The organism is Nocardia sp. CC227C, assembly GCF_030767025.1.
In the GTDB taxonomy this organism is placed as follows: Bacteria; Actinomycetota; Actinomycetes; order Mycobacteriales; family Mycobacteriaceae; genus Nocardia.
The window spans coordinates 87,697-113,229 of record NZ_JASITE010000012.1 but is presented as its reverse complement, the minus strand read 5'-3'; the positions used below and the strand labels follow the sequence as shown (position 1 = coordinate 113,229).

Genomic DNA, 25,533 nt, shown 5'->3' with positions numbered 1-25,533 from the left:
ATGCACCGGCTCACGCGCTGTCTGGTCGTCCTGTTCGCCGTATTCGCTGTGCTGTTGCCGATACCGGCGACCGCGGATCCCGGATCCGTGATCGTGGACGTGCGCCCCCTCGGTGGGCGGCAGTTCGAAGTCCACGTCTATTCGGCGGCCATGAATCGCACCATTCCGGTCTGGGTGTCGCATCCGGGTCATCCCGCGCCCGCGCTGTATCTGCTCAATGCGGTCGACGGCGGCGAAACCGGCGGTCCGTGGACCAATCGCACCGATGTCGCGCATTTCTTCGCCGACAAACCGGTCAATGTGATCCAGCCGATCGGCGGACACGCCTCCTACTATTCGGACTGGGTCGCCGATGATCCGGTCCTGGGCCGCAACAAGTGGTCCACCTTCCTCATCCACGAACTGCCGCCACTGCTGGAGAACCACTTCGGCATGACGGGCCGCAATGCCGTCGCGGGCACCTCCATGTCGGCGACCTCGGCGCTCAACCTGGCCATCGAGGCACCGGGCCGGTACCAGGCCGTGGGTTCCTACAGCGGCTGCCCGCGCACCAGTGACCCGATGGCCCGCGCGTACGTGCATTCGCAGCTGCGGCTGTTCGGCGCGAACGCCGACAATATGTGGGGTGGCGGCGACCATCCCGCCTGGGCGGCGCACGATCCGGTGCTCAATGCCGAACGGCTGCGCGGGGTGGCGCTCTACATCTCGTCGGGCAATGGCGCGGCCGGGGTGCACGACACCCTGACCGATCCCTCCATCGGCGGCGACGCCGGTCGGCTCGCGGACCGTCTGCTGGTCGGCGGCGGCATGGAATCGGTGGTGCGCAGCTGCACCAACTCCCTGACCGACCGCCTGGCCGCACTGGGCATTCCGGCCACCGTGGTGCATCGCAACGGCACCCACGCCTGGCCGTACTGGCAGGACGACCTGCACGATTCCTGGCCGCTGTTCGCCGCCGCGCTCGGCGTGTAGCGGGTGCGGCGGCTCAGCGCCGGTCCGGCGGCTCGGGCAGGGCGAGGCTCGCCACCCCCGTCGCCACCGCCACCACCGCGATGGCGGTGAACATGGTGACACTGCCCGACAGGGTGTGCGAGCGGAAGAACACCGCGCTCAGCAGCGCGAGCCCGAGCGCGTTGCCGATCTGCTCGATGGTCGGCAGCAGACCCGAGGCCGAATCCAGTTGCCGCTGGTCCAGGCGGGACAGGATGACCGGTTGCAGCGGCACACAGAAGACGCCGACGCCGACGCCCGCCAGCAGAACCGGGCCGATCACCAGCGGGACGGATACCGCCCCGCCGGTCAGCCGCAGGTAGGCCGCACCGACCGCGACGCACACCCCGAAGCCGATGATCCCCGTCGCAAGTACGCGAATTCCCCAGCGCCGCACCAGCATCGGTGAGGCCAGTGCACCCGCGCAGGCGCCGACCGCGAACGGCGTCATCAACAACCCGGTGCGCCACGGCGTGAACCGCAGCACCTCCTGCAGGGTGATCGACACCGCGAAGACGAAAGCCGTGAACAGGCCGAAGAATACGGTCACCAGTCCGGAACCCAGGCGGAAGCCGCGATCGGCGAACAGGTCCAAGCGCACCAGCGGGTTGCCGCGGGCGGCCGCCCGCCGTTGCTGTGCCAGGAAGAAGGCCACGCCGCCCGCGGCCACCGCGATCAGCGCCAGCGGCACCGGCCGCCAGCCGTACTGCTGGATATCGGTGAGCGCCCAGAGCAGCACGAACAGGCTCGCGGTGGACAGTGCCGCACCGCCCGGGTCGAGCCGTTCGCGCCGGGGCGGGCGGCCCAGCCGCAGATAGCGCAGCGCCAGCGCCAAGGTGACGAGCCCCAGCGGCAGGTTGATCAGGAAGATCGCATGCCATCCCAGTCCGAACGGATCGGCCGTGACCAGCGCCCCGCCCAGTATCGGCCCGAGCATTCCGGCGAATCCGGCCACCGCGCCGTACACGGCGAACACCTGTGGCAGGCGGGCTCGCGGAAAGCCGGCGGTGGCGATGGCGATGGTCTGGGCCGCCATCCCGGCCGCGGCGATGCCCTGTGCCACCCGGGCCGCGACGAGTTCGGCCGCGCTGCCCGAGATTCCGCACCACACGGAGGTCGCCGTGAACGCCGCCGTCGCGGCGAGGAACAGTGTGCGCCGTCCCAGCAGCTCACCCAGTCGCGCGGCGGTGAGCAGGGTGCACGCGAAGGCCAGGGCGTACCCGGACACCACCAGCAGCTGCGCTCGTGGTGAGGCCGACAGATCCGCGGTGATGCTGGGCAGCGCGGTGGTGACGATGGTGCCGTCGACCATCTGCATGAACACCGCGATCAGGCAGCCGGTGAAGGCCAGCCACGCCGCGGTCTCGCCGCCAGCCCGCTCGCCGACGGCGAATTTCTGGTAACCCTTCGGTGTGTCGATTCGCTGAGCATAGTGGCAGATGAAGTCGATATTCGTGGACCGTACTCGAATTGCGGTCGGATAGCCGATATTCATGTCCCCGGGGTTCACAGGTTCGGGTGGTAGGGTCTCGCACCCGAATCAGGGTCGGGCGTGACCGGTGGTGGAAAGGGGCGGGCCGCTGCGGGAACGCCTGCGTGGAGCGGGTCGGGTAGGAGGTTCGGTTTCGGTGCGGGACAGCGTTTTCAGGTATTCCCATGACCATGGCCGGGTGCCGCGCCGACCGGGCCGGCATCGCAAGCCCTCGCCCATCGGCGCGCTGAAGGGCCGGGCCGTGGTGGTGGCGGTGGCACTCGGCGCGGCGTTCGCGGCCGCGCAGGCCGGAATGCAGGAGGCATCGGCCCGCGAGCGCCTCGACGTCGGCGTGCACGCCCAGCAGACCGCCGGAGAGATCGCCGGGATGCCGCCCGCCCAGCACACCGGCACCGACGCGCACTTCCCCGAAATCCTGAACGAGCCGCCGGTGGAGGACCTCTCGCAGTTCCAGGCCATTCTGGAGAACGGGCGGCACTTCGCCGCCGACGCGGAGGCGCGGGCGACGGCGGGCCTGCGGCCGCTGTTCGTGAAATTCGCCGAGGGCGTGTTCACCTCGGGCTTCGGAATGCGCTGGGGTGCACAGCATCTGGGCGTCGACGTGGCCGCGCCGATCGGAACGCCCATCTACGCCGTCGAGGACGGGGTCGTGATCAGCGCCGGACCCGCCTCCGGCTTCGGCATGTGGGTGCGGCTGCTGCACGATGACGGCACCATCACCGTATACGGCCACGTCGACACGACGACCGTCTCGGTGGGGCAGCCGGTACTGGCCGGTGACCAGATCGCCACGGTCGGTAATCGCGGCTTCTCCACCGGACCGCACTGCCATTTCGAGGTGTGGCTGAACGGATCCGACAAGGTGGACCCGCTGCCGTGGCTGGCCAGCCGCGGCATCTCCCTCGGACCCGAACGCGACTGAGCCGTGTACCGGGCCGGTCTCGCACGGGTCAGGTCTCGCATGGGTTAGGCTCGGGCCATGTCCCTCGCCGTCCGCCTCGCCCCCGGATGCCGCCCGCGCGGCTGCCGGGCGCCCGCGCGACGGGTGCACGGACGGCGGGTGCGGTTCGTGATCGGGGCCGAGCCCGGCCAGGTCGACGGGATGCGATGGCTCGGCGCGCCGCGCATCGGGCGGGGTGTCTGAGGGAGCGATCCGTTTCCCGGCCTCGTCGGCTCTCCCCGTGCTATCGGGTGCTTTCGCTGTGCGCGGCGCGTTCTCGTGACCCTTCAGCCACGCCACACCGGGACACCTCCCGGCTCAGGAGCATGCCGATATGGACAACCACTTCTTCTTCCCGGCACCGCCGGACCAATTTCCCTACACCGCAGGGTATTTCGGTGCCTTCGGGGGCGTCTTCATTCCGGAGGCGCTGGTCGCCGCCGTCGACGAGGTCGCCGTCGAATACGACAAGGCCCGAACCGACCCCGCCTTCGTCGGCGACCTGGAGCGACTGCTCGCCGACTACGCGGGACGGCCCACCGCCCTCACCGAGGCGCGCCGATTCGCCGAATACGCGGGCGGGGCACGGATATTCCTCAAACGCGAGGATCTCAACCACACCGGATCGCACAAGGTGAACAATGTGCTCGGGCAGGCGCTGCTCACGCGCCGCATGGGCAAGACCCGGGTCATCGCCGAAACCGGGGCCGGATCGCACGGGGTGGCCACCGCCACCGCCTGTGCGCTGTTCGGCCTCGACTGCACCGTCTACATGGGCGAGGTCGACACCCGGCGGCAGGCGCTCAATGTGGCACGGATGCGCATGCTGGGCGCGCGAGTCGTCCCGGTCACCACCGGATCGCGCACCTTGAAGGACGCCATCAACGAGACCTTCCGGGACTGGGTCGCGAACGTCGACAGCACGCACTACATCTTCGGCACGGTAGCCGGGCCGCATCCCTTCCCCGCCATGATCCGCGACTTCCAGCGGGTGATCGGGGTGGAGGCGCGCCGCCAACTGCTCCAGCGGACCGGCAGGCTGCCCGACGCGGCGGTCGCGTGCGTGGGCGGCGGCTCCAACGCGATCGGACTCTTCCATCCCTTCCTCGCCGACGATGTGCGGCTGATCGGTTGCGAGGCAGCCGGTCACGGCGTCGACACCGGTCGGCACGCGGCCACCCTGACCGCCGGTGAACCCGGCATCCTGCACGGATCACGCTCCTATGTCCTCCAGGACGAGGAAGGGCAGATCGCCGAGGCGCATTCCATCTCCGCCGGACTCGACTATCCGGGCGTCGGCCCCGAACACGCGCACCTGCACGACAGCGGCCGCGCCGAATACCGCCCGATCACCGACGCCGCCGCCATGCACGCGTTGCGGCTGCTGTCCGCGACCGAGGGCATCATTCCGGCGATCGAGACCGCGCACGCACTCGCCGGAGCACTCGAGGTGGGCCGGGAAATCGGGCCGGACGGGCTGCTGCTGGTGAGCCTGTCCGGGCGCGGCGACAAGGATATGGACAGCGCCGCACGGTATTTCGGTATGAACGAGGCGGGGGAGGAGCGGCGGTGACCGGGAACATCCAGCTGCTGACCGATACGCTCGCCCGGGCGAAACGGGAGCGCCGGGCCGCGCTCATCACCTACCTGCCCGCCGGATTCCCCACCGTCGACGGTGGTGTCGCCGCGATCACGGCGGCCCTGAACAGCGGAGCCGACATCATGGAAGTCGGCCTGCCGCACAGTGATCCGGTACTGGACGGCCCCACCGTCCAAACCGCCGCCGATATCGCCCTGCGCGGCGGCACCCGCATCGGTGACGTACTGCGCACGGTGCGCGAGACCCACCGCGCCACCGGCAAGCCCGTGCTGGTGATGTCCTACTGGAATCCCATCTCCCGCTACGGTATCGAACGCTTCACCGCCGAACTGGCCGCCGCGGGCGGTGCGGGCTGCGTCCTGCCCGACCTGCCCGTCCAGGAGTCCGCCCGGTGGCGCGCCCACGCGGCCGCCCACGACCTCGCCACCGTCTTCGTGGTCGCACCCAGCACCAGCACCGAACGGCTGCACGAGATCACCACGGCCGGTACGGGTTTCGTCTACGCCGCCGGACTCATGGGCGTCACCGGCTCCGGCGGATCGCTCGGCGGCACCGCCGCCGACCTGGTACGCCGCCTCCGAACCGTCACCGACCTGCCGGTCTGCGTCGGCATCGGCATCACGAACTCCGCCCGTGCCGCCGCGGTCGCGGCCTACGCCGACGGCGTGATCGTCGGAGCCGCCCTGGTGCGCGCCGTACTCGACGCGGCCGACGTGAGCGCCGGCTGCGCGGCCGTCCGGGAGTTCGTCAGCGAACTCGCGGAGGGTGTGCAAGGGTGACCCGAACCGTGTCCGTGCGGGGTGGATCGGGTGATGCGTGGGCGGGGGCCGGTCCGGTCAGCGGCACCGCACTCGGCGTCCCCACGGGCCTGTTCGGCACGGTTCGCGCCGTGCCGATGCGCGGCGGCTGATCACGAGCGGTGCGCGGAGCCTCGGCGTGAGAGGCCGCCCAGTGTGCGGCAACGGGTGCGGTACCGGAGCCGTCGACACCGACGACGATGCTCCCGGACTCGCGATGCGTATCCATCCGGCCTCGATTCCCGCTCGGCCTGTTTGGGCTGACGCTGGTGCGGCACTACCAGGATGACCGTTGGGCTGCGGTCCGGCGTGATGCGTGAGACCTCGAAACAGGTGACCTTCGTCGATGCGGCGGGGCCCGGATTCCACTGCCGCGCGGTGTCGGCGGCGGACACTCACTCCATCACGACCGCGATCGACGGTTGGGAGGAGCGAGGAATGATTTTCACAGGCATCGCACTGGCCGCCGTCAGCGCATTCGTGGTGGTGTTCGGGTGGTGGAAATGGGTGGAACCCCGGTGGAGGCGGTACTCGGGTGCCGACGATCGCCGCTCCACGACGCGACTCGCCCGCACTCCGTTCTCCGACAATTCTTCGACGCTGGAGCAGGTCATGGAAATCCCCCCGGAACTCACCGCCGACTGGGCCGACCGCGGACAGGTCTGGCCCGCCCTCGAGGTCGAGAACGCCCTCCTCGCGGAGCGTCTGGCCGGTCGCCTCGACGCGGCGGACTACCGCAGCCGCATGGCCGAACTGTCCTGGCGCTGCGACCCCACCTCCGACGACCGTCGCTAGCTATCGCGGCGGATGTCCCGGTCGCCGACGGGGCGACCGGGAGTCTCTCGGTCCGGACGGCGGCACCACGCGCGTGCGCCCCGGGCAGCGATCCCGGGTCGTAGCCGGGCTGGTGGTGGCGCAGGTCACAGTTCGATAGCGGTTCTAGTCGATTCTTTCCATGGTCTTTGCTGATTCTTTACGATTGAGTCGACCTTCGTCCGGATCCGCTACGGCGGTCCGCGATCGGTCAGCTCTACAGCTTCGCCCGCCCGCGCTCGATGCCAGTACATGTTGACCGATGAACCGGATCGGCCGAGCCGATTCGGCGAAGGAGAGATATGTCGACCGACACCGACCCAGCCGTCCGGACGTCGCTACCGGGTTTCGCCGTCCTGGTGCGCCGGGACTTCCCGGCCTCGCTCGTGGTCTTTCTCGTCGCCCTGCCGCTCTCGCTCGGAATCGCGGTCGCCTCCGGTGCGCCGATCGCCGCGGGGCTCATCGCCGCGGTGGTGGGCGGCGTGGTGGTGGGGCTGCTGGGCGGCTCGGCCCTGCAGGTGAGCGGTCCGGCGGCGGGGCTGACCGTGGTAGTGGCCGAGACCATCAACCAATTCGGCTGGAAGACAGCTTGTTTCATTACCGCAGCGGCGGGTGTGCTGCAAATTCTGTTCGGGCTCAGTCGGATCGCGCGGGCGGCGCTGGCCATCGCGCCGGTGGTGGTGCACGCCATGCTCGCCGGTATCGGCATCACCATCGCGTTGCAGCAGGTGCACGTGCTGCTGGGCGGATCGTCGGGGAGCAGTGCGCTGCGCAATATCGTGCAGTTGCCGGGGCAGTTGCTGAACATGCACGGATCGGCGGTGCTCATCGGCGGCGTGGTGATCGTGATCATGGTCGGTTGGCGGTACGTGCCGCGCCGTGTGCGCGCGGTGCCGGGGCCACTGGTGGCGGTGGTGGTGGCAACCGTGCTGTCGCTGGTGATCCCGGGGCAGGTGGACCGAATCGTGTTGAACGGCTCGCTGTTCGACGCCATCGGCCTGCCCGAGCTGCCCAGTGGGAACTGGGGCGCGGTGGTGCTCGCGGTGCTGACCATCGCCCTCATCGCGAGTGTGGAGAGCCTGCTCTCGGCGGTGGCGGTGGACAAGATGCACACCGGCCCGCGCACCAACTTCGACCGGGAGCTCATGGCGCAGGGGGCGGCCAATGTCACCTCGGGTCTGCTCGGTGGGCTGCCCGTCACGGGTGTCATCGTGCGGTCGGCCACCAATGTGCGGGCGGGAGCGCGCAGTCGAGCGTCCGCGATCCTGCACGGTATCTGGCTGCTGCTGTTCTCGGTGGCGCTGGTCGGTGTGGTGCAACAGATTCCGACGGCCGCACTGGCGGGTTTGCTCATCGTCGTCGGCGTGCAACTGGTGAAGCTGGCCGATATAAAACTCGCGCACCGCACCGGCGAATCGGTCGTCTACGCGGGCACCGTCCTCGGCGTCGTGTTCTTCAACCTGCTGGAGGGCGTGCTGGCCGGCCTGGGCCTGGCCTTCGCGCTGCTGCTGTGGCGCGTGGTCCGAGTCACGGTCACGACCATGAGCGTCCCCGGCAGCGGCAACTGGATGATCAGCATCGAGGGCACCTGCACCTTCCTGGCCCTGCCCAAGCTCTCCGCGCAGTTCGCCAAGGTCCCGCCCGGTGCGAACGTCCTGGTCGAGCTGAGTGTCGACTACCTCGACCACGCCGCTTACGAAGCCATCCACGACTTGGCCGGTCAGCATGAAGCCGCTGGCGGCACCGTGGAATTCGTGGAGATGGGACCGGTCCGCATGGCCAGCGCCACCGCCGGACCGCCGACGCGCGCCCATGCCCGGCGCATGCTCGACGAGGTGCTCGGCCCCTGGCGGCGCACCGCCCGCCGCGCCGATCCCATTGTCGCGGGCATCGCCTCCTACCACCGCAATCACGCGCATGTGCTGCGCCCGCACCTGGGCGAGCTGCGCAACGGGCAGGAACCGCATTCGATCTTCCTGACCTGCGCCGACTCCCGCATCGTGCCGAATGTCATCACCAACAGCGGTCCGGGTGATCTGTTCACGGTCCGCAATGTCGGGAATCTGATTCCCGCGGACGGACGTGACGCCTCGGTCGAGGCCGCTCTCATCTACTCACTGGACAAGCTCGATATCCGGTCGGTGGTGGTGTGCGGGCACTCCGGCTGCGGAGCCATGGAAGCCCTGCTCGGTGACTCGGTGACGCATTCGGGCCTCGACGCCTGGCTGGCCCACGCCCGGCCGAGTCTGGACCGCTACCGGCTGGGTCACCCCGTGGCAATGGCCGCGGCGGCCGCCGGATTCGGTCCGGTCGATCAGCTCGCCATGGTGAATGTGGCCGTTCAGGTGGAGACCCTCTGCGCGCACCCGGTGGTGCGGCGCGGCATCGAGGAGCGCGGAGTGGTGGTGTCGGGCTTGTTCTTCGATATCGCCACCGCACGCGTGGTGGAGATCACCGTGCACGGAATCGCCGAGATAGACGACGTCGGACGTCGGGTTTCGGCGCAGCCGGTGTGAGCGGGGCGGGCGTGGATACAGGACGTTCACGCACCATTTTCATTGCTACACAGTTTTTCTCAGGCTTTGCTTAGTCTTTACCCTTAGCCTTGCCTTCACTTCCCGGCGATCTTGTGGTCAACGTCGCCCGCAAACCGCTTTCCTCGATGCCCTTGTTCGACATCGTCCGGGTCACCTCGTCAGACCTGGTGAAGGAGAAGTATGTCCCTCGACACCGTCGCGCGGCAAAGTTCCGGTGAATCCCGCTGGCAATCGCTGCTGCGCCACGATCTGCCCGCGTCACTCGTGGTATTCCTGGTCGCTCTGCCGCTCTCGCTCGGCATTGCCGTCGCCTCCGACGCGCCCATCGCCGCCGGACTCATCGCCGCCGTGGTCGGCGGCGTGGTGGTGGGCATGATCGGTGGTTCCGTCCTACAGGTCAGCGGCCCGGCCGCCGGCCTGACCGTGGTAGTCGCCGAAACCATCAACCAATTCGGCTGGAAGACAGCCTGTTTCATTACCGCTGCGGCGGGTGCGCTGCAAATCCTGTTCGGGCTCAGTCGAATCGCCCGCGCCGCGCTCGCCATCGCGCCGGTGGTGGTGCACGCCATGCTCGCCGGTATCGGCATCACCATCGCCCTCCAGCAGGTGCACGTGCTGCTGGGCGGATCGTCGCAGAGTTCGGCACTGGCCAATATCACCGAACTGCCGACCCGGCTGATCAACCTGCACGGCATCGACGTCCTCATCGGCGGCGTTGTCATCGCCATCATGCTGGGCTGGAAGTACCTACCCGCCAGGATCCGCGTGGTGCCCGGACCGCTGGTGGCCGTGCTGGTCGGCACGCTGCTGTCGCTGGCGGTGCCCGCCGATGTGGAGCGCATCGCGCTGAGCGGCTCGCTGTTCGACGCCATCGGCCTGCCCGAGCTGCCCAGCGGGAACTGGGCCGCGGTGGTGCTCGCGGTATTGACGATCGCCCTCATCGCGAGCGTGGAGAGCCTGCTGTGCGCGGTGGCCGTGGACAAGATGCACACCGGCCCGCGCACCAACTTCGACCGTGAACTCGTGGCCCAGGGCGTGGCCAACACCACCTCCGGCCTGCTCGGCGGGCTGCCGGTGACCGGCGTTATCGTGCGCTCGGCCAGCAATGTGCAGGCCGGAGCGCGGACCCGGGCTTCGGCTCTGCTGCACGGCATCTGGGTGCTGGTCTTCTCGGTGGCGCTGGTCGGCGTCGTCGAGCAGATTCCCAAATCCGTGCTGGCGGGCCTGCTCATCGTGGTCGGCATCCAGCTCGTGAAGCTCGCCCACATCCGTCTCGCCAAGCGCACCGGCGACCTGTTGGTCTACCTGGTCACCGTCGCGGGCGTGGTGTTCCTGAACCTGCTCGAGGGCGTGCTCATCGGGCTGGGCCTGGCCTTCGCGCTGCTGCTGTGGCGCGTGGTGCGGGTGGTGGTGTCGGCCGAGCAGGTGGACGCCGCCCGCTGGGTGGTCCGGGTCGAGGGCACCTGCACCTTCCTGGCGCTGCCCCGGCTCTCCGCCGAACTGGCGAAGGTGCCCGCCGGAGCCGACGTGCTGCTGGAACTGAGCGTCGACTTCCTCGACCACGCCGCCTACGAAGCCATCCAGGACTGGGCGAGCCAACACGAAAGCACCGGCGGCACAGTGGAATTCGTGGAGTTGGGCACCGTGGACATGGCGCGCGCCCTGGCCGGCCCGCCCGAGCGCGGACACGCCCGCGGCCTGCTCGACGATGTGCTGCGGCCGTGGCGGGACACCGAACGCAACCCCATCACCGCTGGCATCGCCGCCTACCACCGCCGCAACGCCCATGTGGTGCGCCCGCACCTGGACGAACTGCGCGACGGCCAAGCGCCGCACTCGCTCTTCCTCACCTGTGCCGACTCACGGATCGTCCCGAACGTCATCACCAACACCGGTCCCGGTGACCTGTTCACCGTCCGCAATGTCGGCAACCTGGTGCCCGGCCACGGCCGCGACACCTCCCTGGAGGCCGCCGTCGCCTTCGCGCTCCACGAGCTGCGCGTCGAACACCTGGTGGTGTGCGGTCACTCCGGCTGCGGCGCCATGAAGGCGCTGCGCACCGGCATACCCGACGGCCCCGGCCTCGGCGACTGGCTCCGCCACGCCCTGCCCAGCCTGGACCGCTACCGCCTCGGCCACCCGGTGGCCCGCGCGGCCGCGAACGCCGGTTTCGACGAAACCGACCAGCTGAGCATGGTGAATGTCGCGGTCCAGGTGGAAACCCTGCTCACCCACCCGGAGGTCCGCCGCGCCGTCATCGAACGCGGTGTCACGGTGGCGGGTCTGTTCTTCGACATCGCCACCGCCCGCGTCCTCCAGGTCACCGCCGAGGATATCGCCGATATCGACGACCCTGAACTAGCGGAGCTGGCCGGGGTGTAGACGAGGGTTGCGTAGCCGATCGCATGGGCGCGGATTCGAGCCGAATCCGCGCCCATGCGTAGTCATGTCATGTGAAGACGTGCAGTTCAGATAGTGATTTCTGTTCTGTCGCAACGTTATTCGCGGTAGAATAGCTGTATGAGTTCGGTGGGGGACATCCAACAGCGCGATACCGCGCTCGCCGCGTTGGAAGCGGCGATCGACGCACTGTCGGGGGAGGACCTGTCCAGGTTCGGTGACGCCGAGTTCGCCGCTCGTGTTCAGGGGTTGGAGGCGTGTCGTCGCCGGTTGGAGACGGTGGGGCATCGGCATGTGGTCGAGATCAACGACCGCCGGTTGTGGACCGCGAGCGGGTCGGTGGGGTTGTATCGGTACCTGGTGGAGACCCTGCGGTTGGCGAAAGCCGATGCCGTGGCGCGGGTGCAAGCCGCCGCCCAGCTCGGCGTGATGACCAGCGCCTACGGGGAGAAATGCGAGCCGCGCCTGCCGTATACGGCGGCCGCGCAAGCCGAGGGCGTGATCTCCGGGGATCACGCGCGGGCGGTGATGCGGGTGATGGACCGGCTGCCCGACGCCATCGACACCGAACACCGGGCGGTCGCCGAGGAACACCTCGCCGCTGCCGCGCGGGTGGGGACGCCGGAGATGGTGGGCAAGGTCGGTGACCGCATCCTCGGCTACCTCGACCCCGATGGAACACTGACCACCGACAAGGATCGTGCCAGGTTGCGCGCGGCCACCTTCGGCGAGCAACGCCTGGATGGGATGAGCCGGTTCGAGGGCTGTTTCGATCCGGAACTGCGCGCCAAGTTCGATACCGTGTTCGCCAAGTGGGCGCGCCCGGGTATGTGCATGCCGGATGATCCCGACAGCCCGCAACTGGGCGTGCACGATCCGGAGGGGTTCGATCCGGTGCGCTTGGCGGCAGCGGTCGAACGCGATACCCGTACCCCGGCGCAGCGGCGTCACGACGCGTTGAAGGCGTTCCTGGACGCGTCCGGGCCTGAGCGGTTGGGCACGCATCGTGGGTTGCCGGTCTCGATCGTGCTCACGATGTCGGTCGCGGACTTGATGCGCGGTGCCGGGGTAGCGCGCACGGCGACCGGGACCACGGTGCCGGTGCGGCAGGCATGGCGGATGGCCGAAGGGTCGATCCCGTTGTTGATGATCTTCGACGAAACCCGAGGCAAGCCCTTGTATCTCGGGGAGGGGGCGCGGATCGCGTCGCAATGGCAGCGGTTGGCCGCCATAGCCCGCGATCGCGGTTGCACCCATCCGGATTGTTCGGCCCCCGCGACCATGTGCGCGATGCATCACCTGATTCCGTGGGCGGCGCAGGGGCCGACCGATATCGACAATCTGACCTTGGTCTGCGATGCCCATCACGCGCAGATCACCGCCGATCCCGACGACGCACGCGGTTGGGCCGCGTATCGGGTCCCGCCCGGTACCGAAGATGCGGGACGTACCGCGTTCTGTCCACCCGCCTCGGTGGACCCGCGACGCAGAGCGCGGGTAAATCGTTTCCACCACCCCGAGCAGGTACTGGCCGCGAGTGTGCAACGCCGCCGCGCCAGGCTCCTCACCCACCGCAGCCGCGATATCCACCATTCCCGCGAATCCCGCCACCCTCTCGAGTAGCACCACCCCCTTCGACTCGACAACCGCACACGAACGTGAACCCCCGCACGGCCAGTACCCGTGCCATGCGGGGGTATTCGTCATGTCCCGAAACGGGACCACAGCCAGTCCGTGGGCTGGAACCGAGCCCGACGGCACCCAACCCGGCGTCAGCGAAAGCCAGGTAAGGCACACGACGCAACCACACTTCCAATCTTTGATCTCTGCCGCAACCTTTTCCCCGCACCGACGCCACTCCTGAAGCTCGTGGAACAGACCGGACGACACCCCCTTCGCCCACCCGACGCCAGACTCTCCGACCGAATCAATCACCGGCACAGCCGAATCCAACGAGACGTGAGCGGCGGTCTCACAGTGCGACGGCACCGTTCCGGGGCGCGGATTCGAGTGTCGTAGCCTCGGCTACCGGAGCCGTGAGACTGTCCGCGCGGGAGGTGTCCTTCAGGGCGACGCCGGAGCGGCCGAGGCGGTGGGCTCCGGCGACGAGACCGGCGACCACGCGGGCTGCCTGTTCGTAGCCGAGGCCCTCCGGGGGATGGATATTGGAGACGCAGTTGCGGTCGGCGTCGGTGCGGCCCGGGCGGGGGTGGTGGGTGAGGTAGATACCGAGGCTGTCGGCGACCGAGAGGCCGGGGCGTTCGCCGATGAGGACGATCAGGGTGCGGACGCCCTGGGCCGAGGCGATGTGGTCGCCGAGGGCCACCCGGGCCTGGGTGGCGATGACCGGTGGGGCGAGCGAATAGTATTCGGCGAGTTGGGCTGCCAGAGCGGACAGCAGGGGAGCGCCGTGGTCCATGAGGGCGCGCGGGGACAGGCCGTCGGCGAGCACGAAGCCGATATCGGCACCGCTGTGCGGGACCGCCGTCAGATCGTGTGGGAGACGACCGAGGTCCGGGCGGCGCAGGTACTCGGGGCGATCGGCGGCGCGGCTGCGCACCACGGTCGGGGTGCCGAGGCCGACCGCTTCGATCCGGGGCACCAGAGCCGAGATATCCATGGGCAGGTGGACCGCGTCGCGGGCAGTGGCATGGGCGGCCCGGAATTCGAGTACGCGTGCGGTCGGCAGGGCGTCGCCCGCGCGGCCGAGTCCGATCCTGGACTGCGTCGCCGAGCGAAGGCTGTCCCAGAAGTCCTGGGGCCCTCGCGTATTGCTTGCAGCGTGTTCGATTCGCGCTGCGTGTTCGGTGTACGCCGGGTAGTCGATGCCTCCCGGGTGCTCGATGCTCTCCGGGTTGTCGGCGCTCGCCGTGTTCTCGACGCTCATAGTGCTCCCGTGAGGGCCCGCAGCGGGGAGGCGGTGATCTCCACCGGCAGCACCCGACCAGAATCATCGGCCATGCCGAGCTCCCGCAACCATGCCTCGAATTCCGGTGCGGCACGCAACCCCAGCACTCGGCGTGCGTAGAGCGCGTCGTGGAAGCTGAGGCTCTGGTAGCCGAGCATGACGTCGTCGGCCCCGGGCACCGCGATGACGAAGGCCGTGCCCGCCGCGCCGAGGAGCGTGAGCAGGGTGTCCATATCGTCTTGGTCGGCCTCGGCGTGGTTGGTGTAGCAGACGTCCACGCCCATGGGCAGGCCCAGCAGCTTCCCGCAGAAGTGGTCCTCGAGTCCGGCGCGGATGATTTGCTTGCCGTCGTAGAGGTATTCCGGTCCGATGAACCCGACCACCGTATTCACCAATAGCGGCCGCAACTCCCGCGCCACCGCGTACGCCCGCGTCTCGAGTGTCTGCTGATCCACCGGTTTCCCGTCGGTCCCCAGATGCGCACCCGCCGAGAGCGCCGACCCCTGACCGGTTTCCAGGTACATCACATTGTCCCCGACCGTTCCGCGCCGCAGCGACCGCGCCGCCTCCTCGGCCTCACGCAGCAGCGAGATATTCACGCCGAAGCCGGAATTCGCACCCTCGGTGCCCGCGATGGACTGGAACACCAGATCGACCGGCACCCCCTGCTCGATCAGTTCGACGGTGGTGGTGACATGAGAGAGCACGCACGACTGGGTGGGGATGGCGAACCGCTGCCGGATGTCGTCGAGCAGGTACAGCAGTTCCGCGGTGGCATGCGGTGAGTCTGTGGCCGGATTGATGCCGATCACCGCGTCGCCGCAGCCGAGCAGCAGCCCGTCCAGCGTCGCGGCGGCGATACCGCGCGCATCGTCGGTGGGATGGTTGGGTTGCAGGCGGGTGCTCAGCCGCCCCGGCAGCCCGATGGTGGTGCGGAAGGCCGCCGTCACCTCGATGGCGCGGGCGACCGCGATGAGGTCCTGATTGCGCATGAGCTTGCTGACCGCCGCCACCATCTCCGGCGTGAGCCCGGGGGAGACCGCCGCCAGGCGCGCGGCGGCATCCGGGCGTACGGCGGTCTCCAGCAGCCAGTCCCGCAGCCCGCCCACGGTGAGGTGTGAGATCTGCTGGAACGCGATGCGATCGTGGGTGTCGATGATCAGCCGGGTGACCTCGTCGGTCTCGTAGGGCACCAGCAGTTCGAGCAGGAACCGCTCCAGCGGCACCTCGGCGAGCGCCCACTGCGCGGCGGCGCGCTCGGCATCGGATTCCGCCGCGCACCCGGCCAGTTCGTCGCCGCCGCGCCGCGGCGTCGCCTTGGCCATCAGCTCGGCCAGCCCGTCGAAGGTGTAGCCGACACCGCGAATCCGCTGCTGGTAGCGCGTCACCGCAACTCCTCCTCGGCCTCGGCCAGGGCCGCGAACTCCTCGTCGGGCGAGTTGGCGACCAGATGATGGCGGCTGTAGAGCCCGAAGTAGGCCATGAAGCCCGCGAAGGCGACCAGTGTCCAGGCCGCCGCGGTGCGGTCGACCAGGAAGGTGGCGATCACCGCGGCGCAGGCGATCACGAGTGCGAATCCGGTGGTCACCACGCCGCCCGGGGTGCGGTAGGGCCGCCGCATGCCGGGCTCGCGGACCCGCAGCACGATATGGCTCACCATCATGAGCACGTAGCTGAGTGCCGCGCCGAAGACGGCCATGTTCAGCAGCATCGCGCCCTCGCCGGTCAGCGACAGTCCGAAGCCGATCACGCCGGGCACGACGAGTGCGAGTGTCGGCGCTTTGCGTGCGTTGGTGACCGACAGGCTGGTCGGCAGGTATCCGGCCCGCGACAGTGCGAAGGTCTGCCGTGAGTAGGCGTAGACGATGGAGAAGAAGCTCGCCACCAACCCCGCCAGACCGATGTAGTTGACCACCCGCGCGGTCGAGGAATCGCCGAGCGCCTCGACGAGCGGATTGCCCGAGGCCGACAGCGCGTCCGCGCCCTGGGCTCCGGTGGCCAGGAACAGCACCGACGCGCCGGTGACGATGAGCACCAGCATGCTGATGATGATGCCCTTGGGCACGTTCTTCTCCGGCTCGCGCGCCTCCTCGGCCGCCAGCGGCACCCCCTCGACGGCCAGGAAGAACCAGATGGCGAACGGCACCGCCGCCCAGATGCCGAAGTAGCCGAACGGCAGGAACGACGAACTGCCCGCGGCGTCCGGGTCGGCCGGAATATCGGTCAGATTGGCCGCGTCGAACATGCCCCACGCCGACACCGCGAACACCAGCAGGCCGACCAGCGCGATGGCGGTGATGACGAACATGGCCTTGAGCGCCTCGCCCGCCCCGGTGAGGTGGATGCCGATGAACAGCGCGTACACCGCCAGATACACCCACCAGCCGTCGGTGATCCCGAACAGGTTCAGCGATTCCACGTATGCGCCGATGAAGGTGGCGATGGCCGCGGGTGCGATGGCGTACTCGATGAGAATGGCCGTGCCGGTGGCGAATCCGCCCCACGGCCCGAGTGCCCGGCGGGCGAAGGTATAGCCGCCGCCCGCCGCGGGCAGGGCCGAGGACAGTTCGGCCATGCCCAGCACCATGGCCAGGTACATGCCCGCGATCACCACGGTCGCGATGAGCAATCCGCCGAATCCGCCCTGGGCCAGACCGTTGTTCCATCCGGCGTAGTCGCCGGAGATCACGTAGCTGACGCCGAGGCCCGCGAGCAGCACCCACCCTGCGCTCCCGGATTTCAGGGAGCGCTTGGCGAGATAGGCGCTGTCCTCGAGATGAGCCTCCACATGCTGGTGATGGTGGGGCTCATTGGTGGGGATCGCCATCGCGACCTCCTTCATGCTGAACGAAACACGGTGATTTCTAGGCTGTTCCGCGACCGGGAACAGGGCAGGCGTCGGCCGCTTCGGCGACCACCTGCGGTTGGGTGGGAGTGCGCGGGCGTTCGCCGCGGTCCCAGCCCGCGCCGGTCACCGGTGCGGAATCGGCCAGGGCGGCCAGTTCGTCGGTATCGAAAACCCGTCCACGACTGAGGAATCGGAAGCCCTCCGGCGATTCGAGGCTGAAACCCGAACCGCGTCCGGGCACCACGTCGAGAACGAGTTGGGTGTGCTGCCAGGCGGCGAACTGCGGACCCGAAATCCACACGGCCACGGTGTCGTCCGGCTCGGGTGCGGTGCTCGGGATCTCGTCGATCCCGAGCCGCAGGTCGAGCAGTCCGAGCAGCACATCGTGATCGCCGACCACGAACTCGCCCGCCGGATAGCACATCGGGGCCGAGCCGTCGCAGCACCCGCCGGACTGATGCAGCATGAGCGGGCCGTGCCGCCCGCGGAGGCGACGGAGCAGATCCATCGCCGCCGCGGTGGCGCGCACCCGCGCGGGGCGCGCGGACATCAGAAGAAGCCCTGCGCCTTCGGCGCGTAGCTCACCAGCAGGTTCTTGGTCTGCTGGTAGTGCTCGAGCATCATGTGGTGGTTCTCGCGGCCGATACCGGACTGCTTGTAGCCGCCGAATGCCGCGTGCGCCGGGTACTGGTGGTAGGTGTTGGTCCACACCCGCCCGGCCTGGATATCGCGACCGGCCCGGTAGGCCACGCCGCCGTCGCGGGACCACACGCCCGCGCCGAGCCCGTACAGGGTGTCGTTGGCGGTCTTGATGGCATCGTCGTAGTCCACGAACCGGGTCACCGAGACCACCGGACCGAAGATCTCCTCCTGGAAGATGCGCATGGCGTTGTCGCCCGCGAATACGGTCGGCTGCACGTAGTAGCCGCCGGCCAGGTCCCCGCCGAGGTCGGCGCGCTCGCCGCCGGTGAGCAGGGTCGCGCCCTCGCCCTTGCCGATCTCGATGTAGGACAGGATCTTCTCCAGCTGGTCGTTGCTGGCCTGCGCGCCGATCATGGTGTCGGTGTCGAGTGGATCGCCCTGCCGCACCGCCTTGGTGCGCACCACCGCGGCGGCCAGGAAATCGTCGTAGATGTCGGACTGGATGAGTGCGCGCGACGGGCAGGTGCAGACCTCGCCCTGGTTGAGCGCGAACATGGCGAAGCCTTCGAGCGCCTTGTCCTGGAAGTCGTCGTTGGCGGCGAGTACGTCGGAGAAGAAGATGTTCGGGCTCTTGCCGCCCAGTTCGAGGGTGACCGGGATGAGGTTCTGCGAGGCGTACTGCATGATCAGGCGGCCGGTGGTGGTCTCACCGGTGAAGGCGATCTTCTTGATGCGCGGGCTGGAGGCCAGCGGCTTGCCCGCTTCCACGCCGAAGCCGTTGACGATATTGACCACGCCGGGTGGCAGCAGATCACCGATGACGCTGATCAGGTACATGATCGAGGCGGGGGTCTGCTCGGCGGGCTTGAGCACCACCGCATTGCCCGCGGCCAGGGCGGGGGCGAGCTTCCAGGTGGCCATGAGGATGGGGAAGTTCCACGGAATGATCTGGCCGACCACGCCGAGCGGTTCGTGGAAGTGGTAGGCCACGGTGTCGGCGTCGATCTCCGACAGCGAACCCTCTTGGGCGCGAATGGCTCCGGCGAAGTACCGGAAGTGGTCGATGGCCAGCGGGATGTCGGCGTTGAGGGTTTCCCGGATGGGTTTGCCGTTGTCCCAGCTCTCCGCGAGCGCGATGGCCTCGAGGTTCTCCTCGATCCGGTCGGCGATCTTGTTGAGCAGGACGGCGCGCTCGGCGGCGGAGGTCTTGCCCCAGGCGGGTGCGGCGGCGTGGGCGGCGTCGAGGGCGAGTTCGATGTCCTCGGCGGTGCCGCGGGCCACCTCGCAGAAGGTCTGGCCCGTCACGGGGGTGGGGTTCTCGAAGTACCGGCCCTGGACGGGGGCCACCCATTCGCCGCCGATCCAGTTGTCGTAGCGAGGCTGGAACGACATGGCGGCATCGGGGGTGCCGGGGCGGGCGAAGACGGTCATCGAATGCTCCTCGGTCGGCTGACAGTTCGTGCGTCAGGTGTGATTCGGAACACTAGGAGCGGCCATGTTGCATGACGGTTGCAAGTATCTGGTCAAATGCCCAGCTTCTGGTCGAGCACCCCGAGCTGCGCCTTGACCTGCGTGTACATCGGCGACTGCCGGTCCAGCACGGCCAGGTAGGCGGTCCACGCCGCCATATCCTCGCGGCCGTCCACCGAACCCGTCCAGCGGGCGAGCAGACGCCGATCACCGGAGCGCAGCAGCGCCGCGCGCAACCGCTCGCGCAGTTCGACCCGCAACCCGTCGATGCCGGGAGCCAGCGAGCGCGGCAGGATCGGTCCGGGATAGGCGCGCAGCGCTGCCGCCGTCTCACCCCGGGCGAGTGCGCCGCGCACCTCGTCCACATCGGTGGCGAGGTCGATGAGCAGCCGATACGGCCGCGAGCCGAGGCCGCCCGCGCCCAGCAGCTTGCGCACCCGCGACAACTCCGCGCGCACCGTCACCGGATCGAGTTCGGCTTCGTCGAGCAGGATGGCCAGATGGTCGGCGCTGAGCCCCTCCGGATGCTCGGCCAACAGCAGCAGGATCTCGGCATGGCGCTGACTCAGGCGGACGCGCTCGCCGTCGCGGGTCAGCGTCGGGCGGCCCGGACCCAGCACCTCGAGCCGTGCGGCCGTGGCTGCTAGGGACTTCCGCGATTCCAGCAGCAGCAGGCGCAGTTCGGATTCGGCCGCGGCCACCGTGGCCCGCACCAGCGACAGCATCTCCGGTGCGGCCACCCGCGGCCCGCCGGTGATATCGATGGCCCCGATGATCGCGCCGCTGAGCGGATCGTGCACCGGGGCCGCCGAACAGCTCCACTCGTGCACCGCGCGATTGAAATGCTCCGCCCCGAAGATCTGCACATGATGGTCGAGCGCGAGCGCGGTCCCCGGTGCGTTGGTGCCCACCCGGTCCTCACTCCAGTCCGCGCCCTCCACGAAGTTCATGGCCAGCGCGCGATCCTTGACCCGGGAATCGCCTTCCACCCACAGCAGTCGCCCCTGTGCGTCGCTGACGGCCACCAGCAGGCCGGATTCGGCGGCGTCCTCCACCAACAGCTTGCGCACCACCGGCTGGATCAGCGCGGTCGGGTGATCGGCCCGATACTGCCGCAGCTCGGATCCGTGCAGGTCCACCACATCGCCGAAGCCGTCCGGATCGACACCGCTGCTGCGGCTGCGCCGCCAGGAATCCAGCACCACCGAGCGCACCGATTCGCCCTCGGGACGGATCACCGGCAGCGATTCGGCGCCCGCCAGGAACGAGCTGTGCGCCGACGACATCCGCCGCGCCAACTGTCCGAGATCGTCCCCCGGCCGGAACGCGACCCATGGATTCGCCTGCGCTGCTCTGTTCAATCGGTGTCCTTCGTGCTGTCCCACAAGCACTGTAACACCGGTCACACCCTGGTCAGGGCGGCATCGGCAGCGGGCCGGAGGGGCGTGCGGGTACGTACCCTGGCGGTGTGGTTACCGCACCGGAAGCGACTCCGCCCACGTCGACTCGCTGGCGCGCCTGGCGCGCGGGCGTGGCGCGACGTCCTACGCTGAACCTCGCCTACCGGATCGTGGTGGGCGTGCTGGGTGTCGTGGTCCTGGCGGTGGGGATCCTGGCGATCCCGTACCCGGGTCCGGGCTGGCTGATCGTCTTCGCGGGGCTGGGTATCCTCGCCACCGAATTCGCTTGGGCGCACATGGCTCTGCTCTGGACGCGTCGGCGGTATCAGTGGGCGACGGGGTGGTACGCCGCGCGCGGGCCGCTGCTGCGCGGACTGGCCGCGATCGCCACGGTGGCGCTGGTGCTGGCGACGCTGTGGCTGCTCGGCACCTTCGGGATGCTCGGCGGCGCGATCGGAGTCGAATGGGAATTCTTGAACAGTCCGTTGTTCCGGTGAACGCGGCGATAGTCCCCGGTGGTGAGCTGCTGCGCCGGGAGTGGCTGGCCGAGCGCATCGGCGATATGGGGATCTCCTGGGGCACCGCGGATTCCCGGGTCTCCGGCACGCTGTGGTGGTGTATGGCGGCCTCGTCGCTGGTCACACCCATTGTCGCCGCCTACGCCGACGGACGCCCCGCCATGAATCCGGCCCTGGACCGGATCGCCTGCGAGATCCGCCCCGACGGCGGCGTGGAACGGGTGCTGTCCATCCCGACGGTGAGCGAGGACCATGCCGCGACCGGAGCCGGTGACCGCTGCCGATGCGCCACGGTGTACCCCGCCTCCCACACCGCGCCCGGCAACGTCTTGCCCGATGCCGCCGACCTCGACATCGCGGCAGCCGGTCGCACGGAACGCGATGGAGCGCCCGGAGATCCGTGCTGCGCCGCGCCCACCGGCCCCGCCCTGCGTAACACCCTGTCGCAGCTGATTCCCCTGGTTGCCGAGGTCTCGGGCGCGAGTCCGGCCGCGCTGTGGGCCATTGTCGCCGATGCCATCGGCAACCGCGCCCTGGATATCGGCGCGCAGGAGGCCGGAGCGCGGCTGGCCCGCGAGGTGGCCGGGCGGTTGCCGGTGCCCCGCTTCACCGATATCGGACCGCGTACTTTCGTGCGCCGCATCTCCTGCTGCCTGGTCTTCGAGGTGCCCGGCTGCGACATGTGCACCAGCTGCCCGAAACGCCCTGCCGCGCAACGGGAAGCGCTGCTGTCGGAGCTGGCCGCCCGCGGCTGAGAACGCGGCCACGCGGGACGGTGCGTGCTGCGCTCACCCCGTCGGCCGATCCCGCGCCGACGGGACTTGTCGAGTGCCGTGCGTGGCGTGCTCACCCACCGCATCGCCGGATCGTGTCGGGCGCCGCGGCGCGCGCGGACGTGGTCCGAGACGCGCGGTGACACGGCCGCCCGCGCTCGCTGTCGGCCACGGACCGTTCGCGGCGGGACCTCGGGGCGATCCGCCACGGTCGCACCCCCGGGACAGCGAGGTCTCGACGCCGGGGTGCGGACCGCTGAGTCGAGGTGTCCAGATCCAGCCGGTGCCGTCCGGCCGGGGGCGGCCTCGAGATAATGAGGTGCGGCGCGACGATGGGGTTGCCGCGCGAGGGGGCGGCCGAGCGGCGGGGCGGCCGAGCGGCGGGGCGGTTTCCGCCATCGGGGTGGGGCAGCGCACGCGCCCGGCCGGGTCCATCGGCGCGGGGGCGGGGCCGTCCCGATAGCATGGTCGCGCCGGAGAACGCGTGTCGTGCGGGCGCACGGACGCGACCGGCCGTGGTCGCCGGGGAATCAGCCCCGGTGACCGGACACCGCGGGGGATACCCCGCACCGCACGGCGGGCAAACCACCCGCCTCGACGATGCCAAGGAGTGCGCCACCGTGACCACCTCAGCCCCGAAGAACCCAGCGGCCCTCGTCCGGGTGCCCGCGGGGACTACCGCGGGCGCGGCGGTGCGGGAGGCGGAGCTGCCGGGCAAGGGACCGAACGCCGTCATCGTCGTCCGCGACCCGGAGGGCAATCTCAAGGATCTGTCCTGGATTCCGGACGCCGACGTGGAGGTGCAGGCGGTCACCGCCGACTCCGAGGACGGCCGCAGCGTGATCCGGCATTCGGCCGCGCACGTGCTGGCCCAGGCGGTGCAGCAGGAATTCCCCGAGGCCAAGCTGGGCATCGGCCCGCCGATCAAGGACGGCTTCTACTACGACTTCCAGGTGGACCGCCCCTTCACCCCGGAGGATCTGGCGAAGCTGGAATCCCGGATGAAGAAGATCATCAAAGGCGCGCAGCGGTTTTCGCGCCGGGTGGTCGAGGTCGAGGACGCCCGCGTCGAACTGGCCAAGGAGCCGTTCAAGCTGGAGCTCATTTCCGACAAGTCCGGAATCGACGACCCGGAGGTCATGGAGGTCGGCGGCGCGGAGCTGACCATCTACGATAACCTGGATCCGCGCTCGGGTGAGAAGGTGTGGGGCGATCTGTGCCGCGGCCCGCACATACCCACCACCAAGTACATTCCGGCCTTCAAGCTGACCCGCAGTTCCGCCGCCTACTGGCGCGGCGACCAGAGCCGCGAGGACCTCCAGCGCATCTACGGCACCGCCTGGGAGTCGAGCGAGGCCCAGGACGAGTACCTGCGTCTGCTGGAGGAGGCCGAGAAGCGCGATCACCGCAAGCTGGGCCTGGAGCTGGACCTGTTCTCCTTCCCCGACGAGCTGGGCTCGGGCCTGCCGGTGTTCCACCCCAAGGGCGGCATCATCCGCAAGGAGCTCGAGGACTACTCGCGGCGGCGGCACATCGCGGCGGGCTACGAGTTCGTCAACACCCCGCACATCACCAAGGGCCACCTGTTCGAGGTCTCCGGCCACCTGGACTGGTACCGCGACGGCATGTTCCCGGCCATGCACCTGGACGCCGAACTCAACGAGGACGGCACCGTCCGCAAGCCCGGCCAGGACTACTACGTCAAGCCGATGAACTGCCCGATGCACAACCTGATCTTCCGGTCGCGCGGCCGGTCGTACCGGGAACTGCCGCTGCGCATGTTCGAGTTCGGCTCGGTGTACCGCTACGAGAAATCCGGCGTCATCCACGGCCTGACCCGGGTGCGCGGTATGACCCAGGACGACGCGCACATCTACTGCACCAAGGAGCAGATGCACGCGGAGCTGACCAGCACGCTCCAGTTCGTGCTGTCGCTGCTGCGCGACTACGGCCTCGACGACTTCTACCTGGAGCTGTCCACCAAGGATCCCAAGAAGTTCGTCGGCTCCGACGAGCTGTGGGAGGAGGCCACCGAAACCCTGCGCAAGGTGGCCACCGACTCCGGCCTGGAACTGGTGCCGGATCCGGGCGGCGCGGCGTTCTACGGCCCCAAGATCTCCGTGCAGGCCAAGGACGCGCTCGGGCGCACCTGGCAGATGTCCACCATCCAGCTGGACTTCAACCTGCCCGAGCGGTTCGAACTGGAGTACACCGGCAGTGACGGGGCCAAGCACCGCCCGGTCATGATCCACCGCGCGCTGTTCGGCTCCATCGAGCGCTTCTTCGGCGTGCTCACCGAGCACTACGCGGGCGCGTTCCCGGCCTGGCTGGCGCCGGTGCAGGTGGTGGGCATCCCGGTGGCGGAGAACTTCGCCGAACACCTCGACGCGGTGGTCGAGGAGCTGGCGGCGCAGGGCATCCGCGCCGAGGTCGACCGCGGCGACGACCGCATGCAGAAGAAGATCTTCAACCACACCGCGCAGAAGGTGCCGTTCATGCTGCTCGCGGGTGCGCGGGATGTGGAGGCGGGCGCGGTGAGCTTCCGCTTCCGCGACGGCACCCAGGTGAACGGCGTGCCGGTGGCCGACGCGATCGCCACCGTCGTGGACTGGATCCAGCGCCGCGAGAACACCTCTCCGACCGCGGAGGGGTTCGAGATCCGGAAGGGGCAGGCGTGAGCGACAGGGGCCCGGGGGCGCGCGTGAGCACGGAGGCCCCCCGTCCATGCCGAGAGGGCAGAGCATGAGCGAGCGTACGGTGCCCGACGGTCTCACGAATGAGGCCACCGGGCAGGAGGATTCGGCACCGCGCGAGATGATCGTGGATACCGGCGCGGGCGATCCGGACCGCTTGCAGCGGTTGTGGACCCCGTACCGGATGTCCTACATCACCGGTGCGGCCGCCGAACGCACGGAGCGGGAAGCCGCCGAGCCCAAGAAGTCCGGGCATCCCTTCACCGATATCCCCGAGATGTCGGACGAGGACGGCCTGGTCATCGCCCGCGGCCAGTGGGTGTACGCGGTGCTGAACCTCTACCCGTACAACCCCGGCCACCTGATGGTGGTGCCGTACCGCCGGGTGGCCAACCTGGAGGATCTGACGCCCGAGGAGAGCCTCGAGCTGATGTCGTTCACCCAGCAGGCGATTCGCACCATGAAGAAGGTGTCCCGGCCGGAGGGCTTCAACGTGGGCCTGAATCTCGGTGGCGTGGCGGGCGGTTCGCTCGCCGACCACCTGCATCAGCACATCGTGCCGCGCTGGAGCGGCGACGCGAACTTCATCACCGTCGTCGGCGGGGTGAAGGTCATGCCGCAGCTGCTGCGGGAAACCCGCGCACTGCTGGCGGAGGCATGGAAGGCGGCGTAGATGAGCCACACTCGCGTAGCCCGGCTCCGCGGCCCTGCC

At 69.2% G+C, this 25,533-nt stretch carries 20 protein-coding genes and 1 pseudogene; 14 read left to right on the top strand and 7 right to left on the bottom strand.

Annotated elements, in window-relative coordinates; translation table 11 throughout:
- On the top strand, positions 1–972 hold the full coding sequence (locus tag QMO76_RS23805; RefSeq protein ID WP_306363552.1) for an alpha/beta hydrolase family protein: 972 nt from the start codon (positions 1–3) through the stop codon (positions 970–972).
- A gap of 13 nt (positions 973–985) precedes the next feature.
- On the opposite strand, the gene QMO76_RS23800 is transcribed toward QMO76_RS23805, so the two are convergent.
- On the bottom strand, positions 986–2,500 hold the full coding sequence (locus tag QMO76_RS23800; protein WP_306363551.1) for an MFS transporter: 1,515 nt from the start codon (positions 2,498–2,500) through the stop codon (positions 986–988).
- A gap of 169 nt (positions 2,501–2,669) precedes the next feature.
- Between QMO76_RS23800 and QMO76_RS23795 the strand changes: the two are divergent.
- From QMO76_RS23795 to QMO76_RS23755, 9 genes and pseudogenes are all read left to right on the top strand, one after another.
- A pseudogene (locus tag QMO76_RS23795) lies at positions 2,670–3,404 on the top strand (M23 family metallopeptidase); the annotation flags it as partial.
- 57 nt (positions 3,405–3,461) lie between these two features.
- A complete protein-coding gene (gene trpM / locus QMO76_RS23790) occupies positions 3,462–3,626 on the top strand; it encodes a tryptophan biosynthesis modulator TrpM (protein ID WP_306363550.1) in 165 nt (54 codons plus the stop codon).
- A gap of 130 nt (positions 3,627–3,756) precedes the next feature.
- A complete protein-coding gene (gene trpB / locus QMO76_RS23785) occupies positions 3,757–4,995 on the top strand; it encodes a tryptophan synthase subunit beta (RefSeq protein ID WP_306363549.1) in 1,239 nt (412 codons plus the stop codon).
- Positions 4,992–5,801, top strand: coding sequence for a tryptophan synthase subunit alpha (gene trpA, locus QMO76_RS23780; RefSeq protein WP_306363548.1), 810 nt, complete (start codon positions 4,992–4,994; stop codon positions 5,799–5,801). The genes trpB and trpA overlap by 4 nt, the downstream gene beginning before the upstream one ends.
- Positions 5,798–5,932, top strand: a complete 135-nt coding sequence (locus QMO76_RS23775) for a hypothetical protein (protein WP_306363547.1) — start codon at positions 5,798–5,800, stop codon at positions 5,930–5,932. The genes trpA and QMO76_RS23775 overlap by 4 nt, the downstream gene beginning before the upstream one ends.
- Positions 5,933–6,257: 325 nt before the next feature.
- A complete protein-coding gene (locus tag QMO76_RS23770) occupies positions 6,258–6,614 on the top strand; it encodes a hypothetical protein (RefSeq protein ID WP_306363546.1) in 357 nt (118 codons plus the stop codon).
- Between the two features lie 320 nt (positions 6,615–6,934).
- Positions 6,935–9,148: a SulP family inorganic anion transporter gene (locus QMO76_RS23765; protein ID WP_306363545.1), complete on the top strand. Its 2,214-nt coding sequence runs from the start codon at positions 6,935–6,937 to the stop codon at positions 9,146–9,148.
- 201 nt (positions 9,149–9,349) lie between these two features.
- Complete coding sequence (locus QMO76_RS23760) at positions 9,350–11,551, top strand: bifunctional SulP family inorganic anion transporter/carbonic anhydrase (RefSeq protein WP_306363544.1); 2,202 nt, start codon at positions 9,350–9,352, stop codon at positions 11,549–11,551.
- A 138-nt stretch (positions 11,552–11,689) separates the two neighbouring features.
- Complete coding sequence (locus QMO76_RS23755; protein WP_306363543.1) at positions 11,690–13,192, top strand: HNH endonuclease signature motif containing protein; 1,503 nt, start codon at positions 11,690–11,692, stop codon at positions 13,190–13,192.
- A 349-nt stretch (positions 13,193–13,541) separates the two neighbouring features.
- Here QMO76_RS23755 and eutC read toward each other — a convergent pair whose 3' ends face one another.
- The 6 genes from eutC to QMO76_RS23725 all read right to left on the bottom strand — a co-directional run bounded on the left by eutC (position 13,542) and on the right by QMO76_RS23725 (position 20,723).
- On the bottom strand, positions 13,542–14,456 hold the full coding sequence (gene eutC, locus QMO76_RS23750; RefSeq protein WP_306363542.1) for an ethanolamine ammonia-lyase subunit EutC: 915 nt from the start codon (positions 14,454–14,456) through the stop codon (positions 13,542–13,544).
- The gene (locus tag QMO76_RS23745; protein WP_306363541.1) at positions 14,453–15,865 is read right to left on the bottom strand and encodes an ethanolamine ammonia-lyase subunit EutB; all 1,413 of its coding nucleotides are present in this window, start codon (positions 15,863–15,865) and stop codon (positions 14,453–14,455) included. Before QMO76_RS23745 ends, eutC begins: the two co-directional genes overlap by 4 nt.
- Positions 15,862–17,304, bottom strand: coding sequence for an ethanolamine permease (gene eat / locus QMO76_RS23740; protein ID WP_306363540.1), 1,443 nt, complete (start codon positions 17,302–17,304; stop codon positions 15,862–15,864). Before eat ends, QMO76_RS23745 begins: the two co-directional genes overlap by 4 nt.
- 37 nt (positions 17,305–17,341) lie before the next feature.
- Positions 17,342–17,875, bottom strand: coding sequence for a DUF779 domain-containing protein (locus QMO76_RS23735; protein ID WP_306363539.1), 534 nt, complete (start codon positions 17,873–17,875; stop codon positions 17,342–17,344).
- On the bottom strand, positions 17,875–19,398 hold the full coding sequence (gene adh / locus QMO76_RS23730; RefSeq protein WP_306363538.1) for an aldehyde dehydrogenase: 1,524 nt from the start codon (positions 19,396–19,398) through the stop codon (positions 17,875–17,877). Before adh ends, QMO76_RS23735 begins: the two co-directional genes overlap by 1 nt.
- 92 nt (positions 19,399–19,490) lie before the next feature.
- Positions 19,491–20,723, bottom strand: a complete 1,233-nt coding sequence (locus tag QMO76_RS23725; protein WP_306363669.1) for a transcriptional regulator — start codon at positions 20,721–20,723, stop codon at positions 19,491–19,493.
- A gap of 182 nt (positions 20,724–20,905) precedes the next feature.
- Here QMO76_RS23725 and QMO76_RS23720 point away from each other — a divergent pair, with 182 nt between their 5' ends.
- From QMO76_RS23720 to QMO76_RS23705, 4 genes are all read left to right on the top strand, one after another.
- Complete coding sequence (locus tag QMO76_RS23720) at positions 20,906–21,334, top strand: TIGR02611 family protein (RefSeq protein ID WP_306363537.1); 429 nt, start codon at positions 20,906–20,908, stop codon at positions 21,332–21,334.
- Entirely contained in the window at positions 21,301–22,110 is an 810-nt protein-coding gene (locus QMO76_RS23715; protein WP_306363536.1) for a (2Fe-2S)-binding protein, read from the top strand. Before QMO76_RS23720 ends, QMO76_RS23715 begins: the two co-directional genes overlap by 34 nt.
- Positions 22,111–22,748: 638 nt before the next feature.
- Positions 22,749–24,806, top strand: a complete 2,058-nt coding sequence (gene thrS, locus QMO76_RS23710) for a threonine--tRNA ligase (protein ID WP_306363535.1) — start codon at positions 22,749–22,751, stop codon at positions 24,804–24,806.
- Between the two features lie 64 nt (positions 24,807–24,870).
- Positions 24,871–25,494: an HIT domain-containing protein gene (locus QMO76_RS23705; RefSeq protein ID WP_306363534.1), complete on the top strand. Its 624-nt coding sequence runs from the start codon at positions 24,871–24,873 to the stop codon at positions 25,492–25,494.
- Positions 25,495–25,533 lie beyond the last annotated feature (39 nt).

What these genes read in the sequence shown, in the direction of transcription:
- QMO76_RS23805 (WP_306363552.1), top strand. Translation starts at nt 1, where the DNA reads ATGCACCGGCTCACGCGCTGTCTGGTCGTCCTGTTCGCCGTATTCGCT.
- trpM (WP_306363550.1), top strand. Translation starts at nt 3,462, where the DNA reads ATGTCCCTCGCCGTCCGCCTCGCCCCCGGATGCCGCCCGCGCGGCTGC.
- trpB (WP_306363549.1), top strand. Translation starts at nt 3,757, where the DNA reads ATGGACAACCACTTCTTCTTCCCGGCACCGCCGGACCAATTTCCCTAC.
- QMO76_RS23770 (WP_306363546.1), top strand. Translation starts at nt 6,258, where the DNA reads ATGATTTTCACAGGCATCGCACTGGCCGCCGTCAGCGCATTCGTGGTG.
- QMO76_RS23765 (WP_306363545.1), top strand. Translation starts at nt 6,935, where the DNA reads ATGTCGACCGACACCGACCCAGCCGTCCGGACGTCGCTACCGGGTTTC.
- QMO76_RS23760 (WP_306363544.1), top strand. Translation starts at nt 9,350, where the DNA reads ATGTCCCTCGACACCGTCGCGCGGCAAAGTTCCGGTGAATCCCGCTGG.
- QMO76_RS23755 (WP_306363543.1), top strand. Translation starts at nt 11,690, where the DNA reads ATGAGTTCGGTGGGGGACATCCAACAGCGCGATACCGCGCTCGCCGCG.
- eutC (WP_306363542.1), bottom strand. Translation starts at nt 14,456, where the DNA reads ATGAGCGTCGAGAACACGGCGAGCGCCGACAACCCGGAGAGCATCGAG.
- eat (WP_306363540.1), bottom strand. Translation starts at nt 17,304, where the DNA reads ATGGCGATCCCCACCAATGAGCCCCACCATCACCAGCATGTGGAGGCT.
- QMO76_RS23735 (WP_306363539.1), bottom strand. Translation starts at nt 17,875, where the DNA reads ATGTCCGCGCGCCCCGCGCGGGTGCGCGCCACCGCGGCGGCGATGGAT.
- adh (WP_306363538.1), bottom strand. Translation starts at nt 19,398, where the DNA reads ATGACCGTCTTCGCCCGCCCCGGCACCCCCGATGCCGCCATGTCGTTC.
- QMO76_RS23725 (WP_306363669.1), bottom strand. Translation starts at nt 20,723, where the DNA reads ATGTCGTCGGCGCACAGCTCGTTCCTGGCGGGCGCCGAATCGCTGCCG.
- QMO76_RS23715 (WP_306363536.1), top strand. Translation starts at nt 21,301, where the DNA reads ATGGGAATTCTTGAACAGTCCGTTGTTCCGGTGAACGCGGCGATAGTC.
- QMO76_RS23705 (WP_306363534.1), top strand. Translation starts at nt 24,871, where the DNA reads ATGAGCGAGCGTACGGTGCCCGACGGTCTCACGAATGAGGCCACCGGG.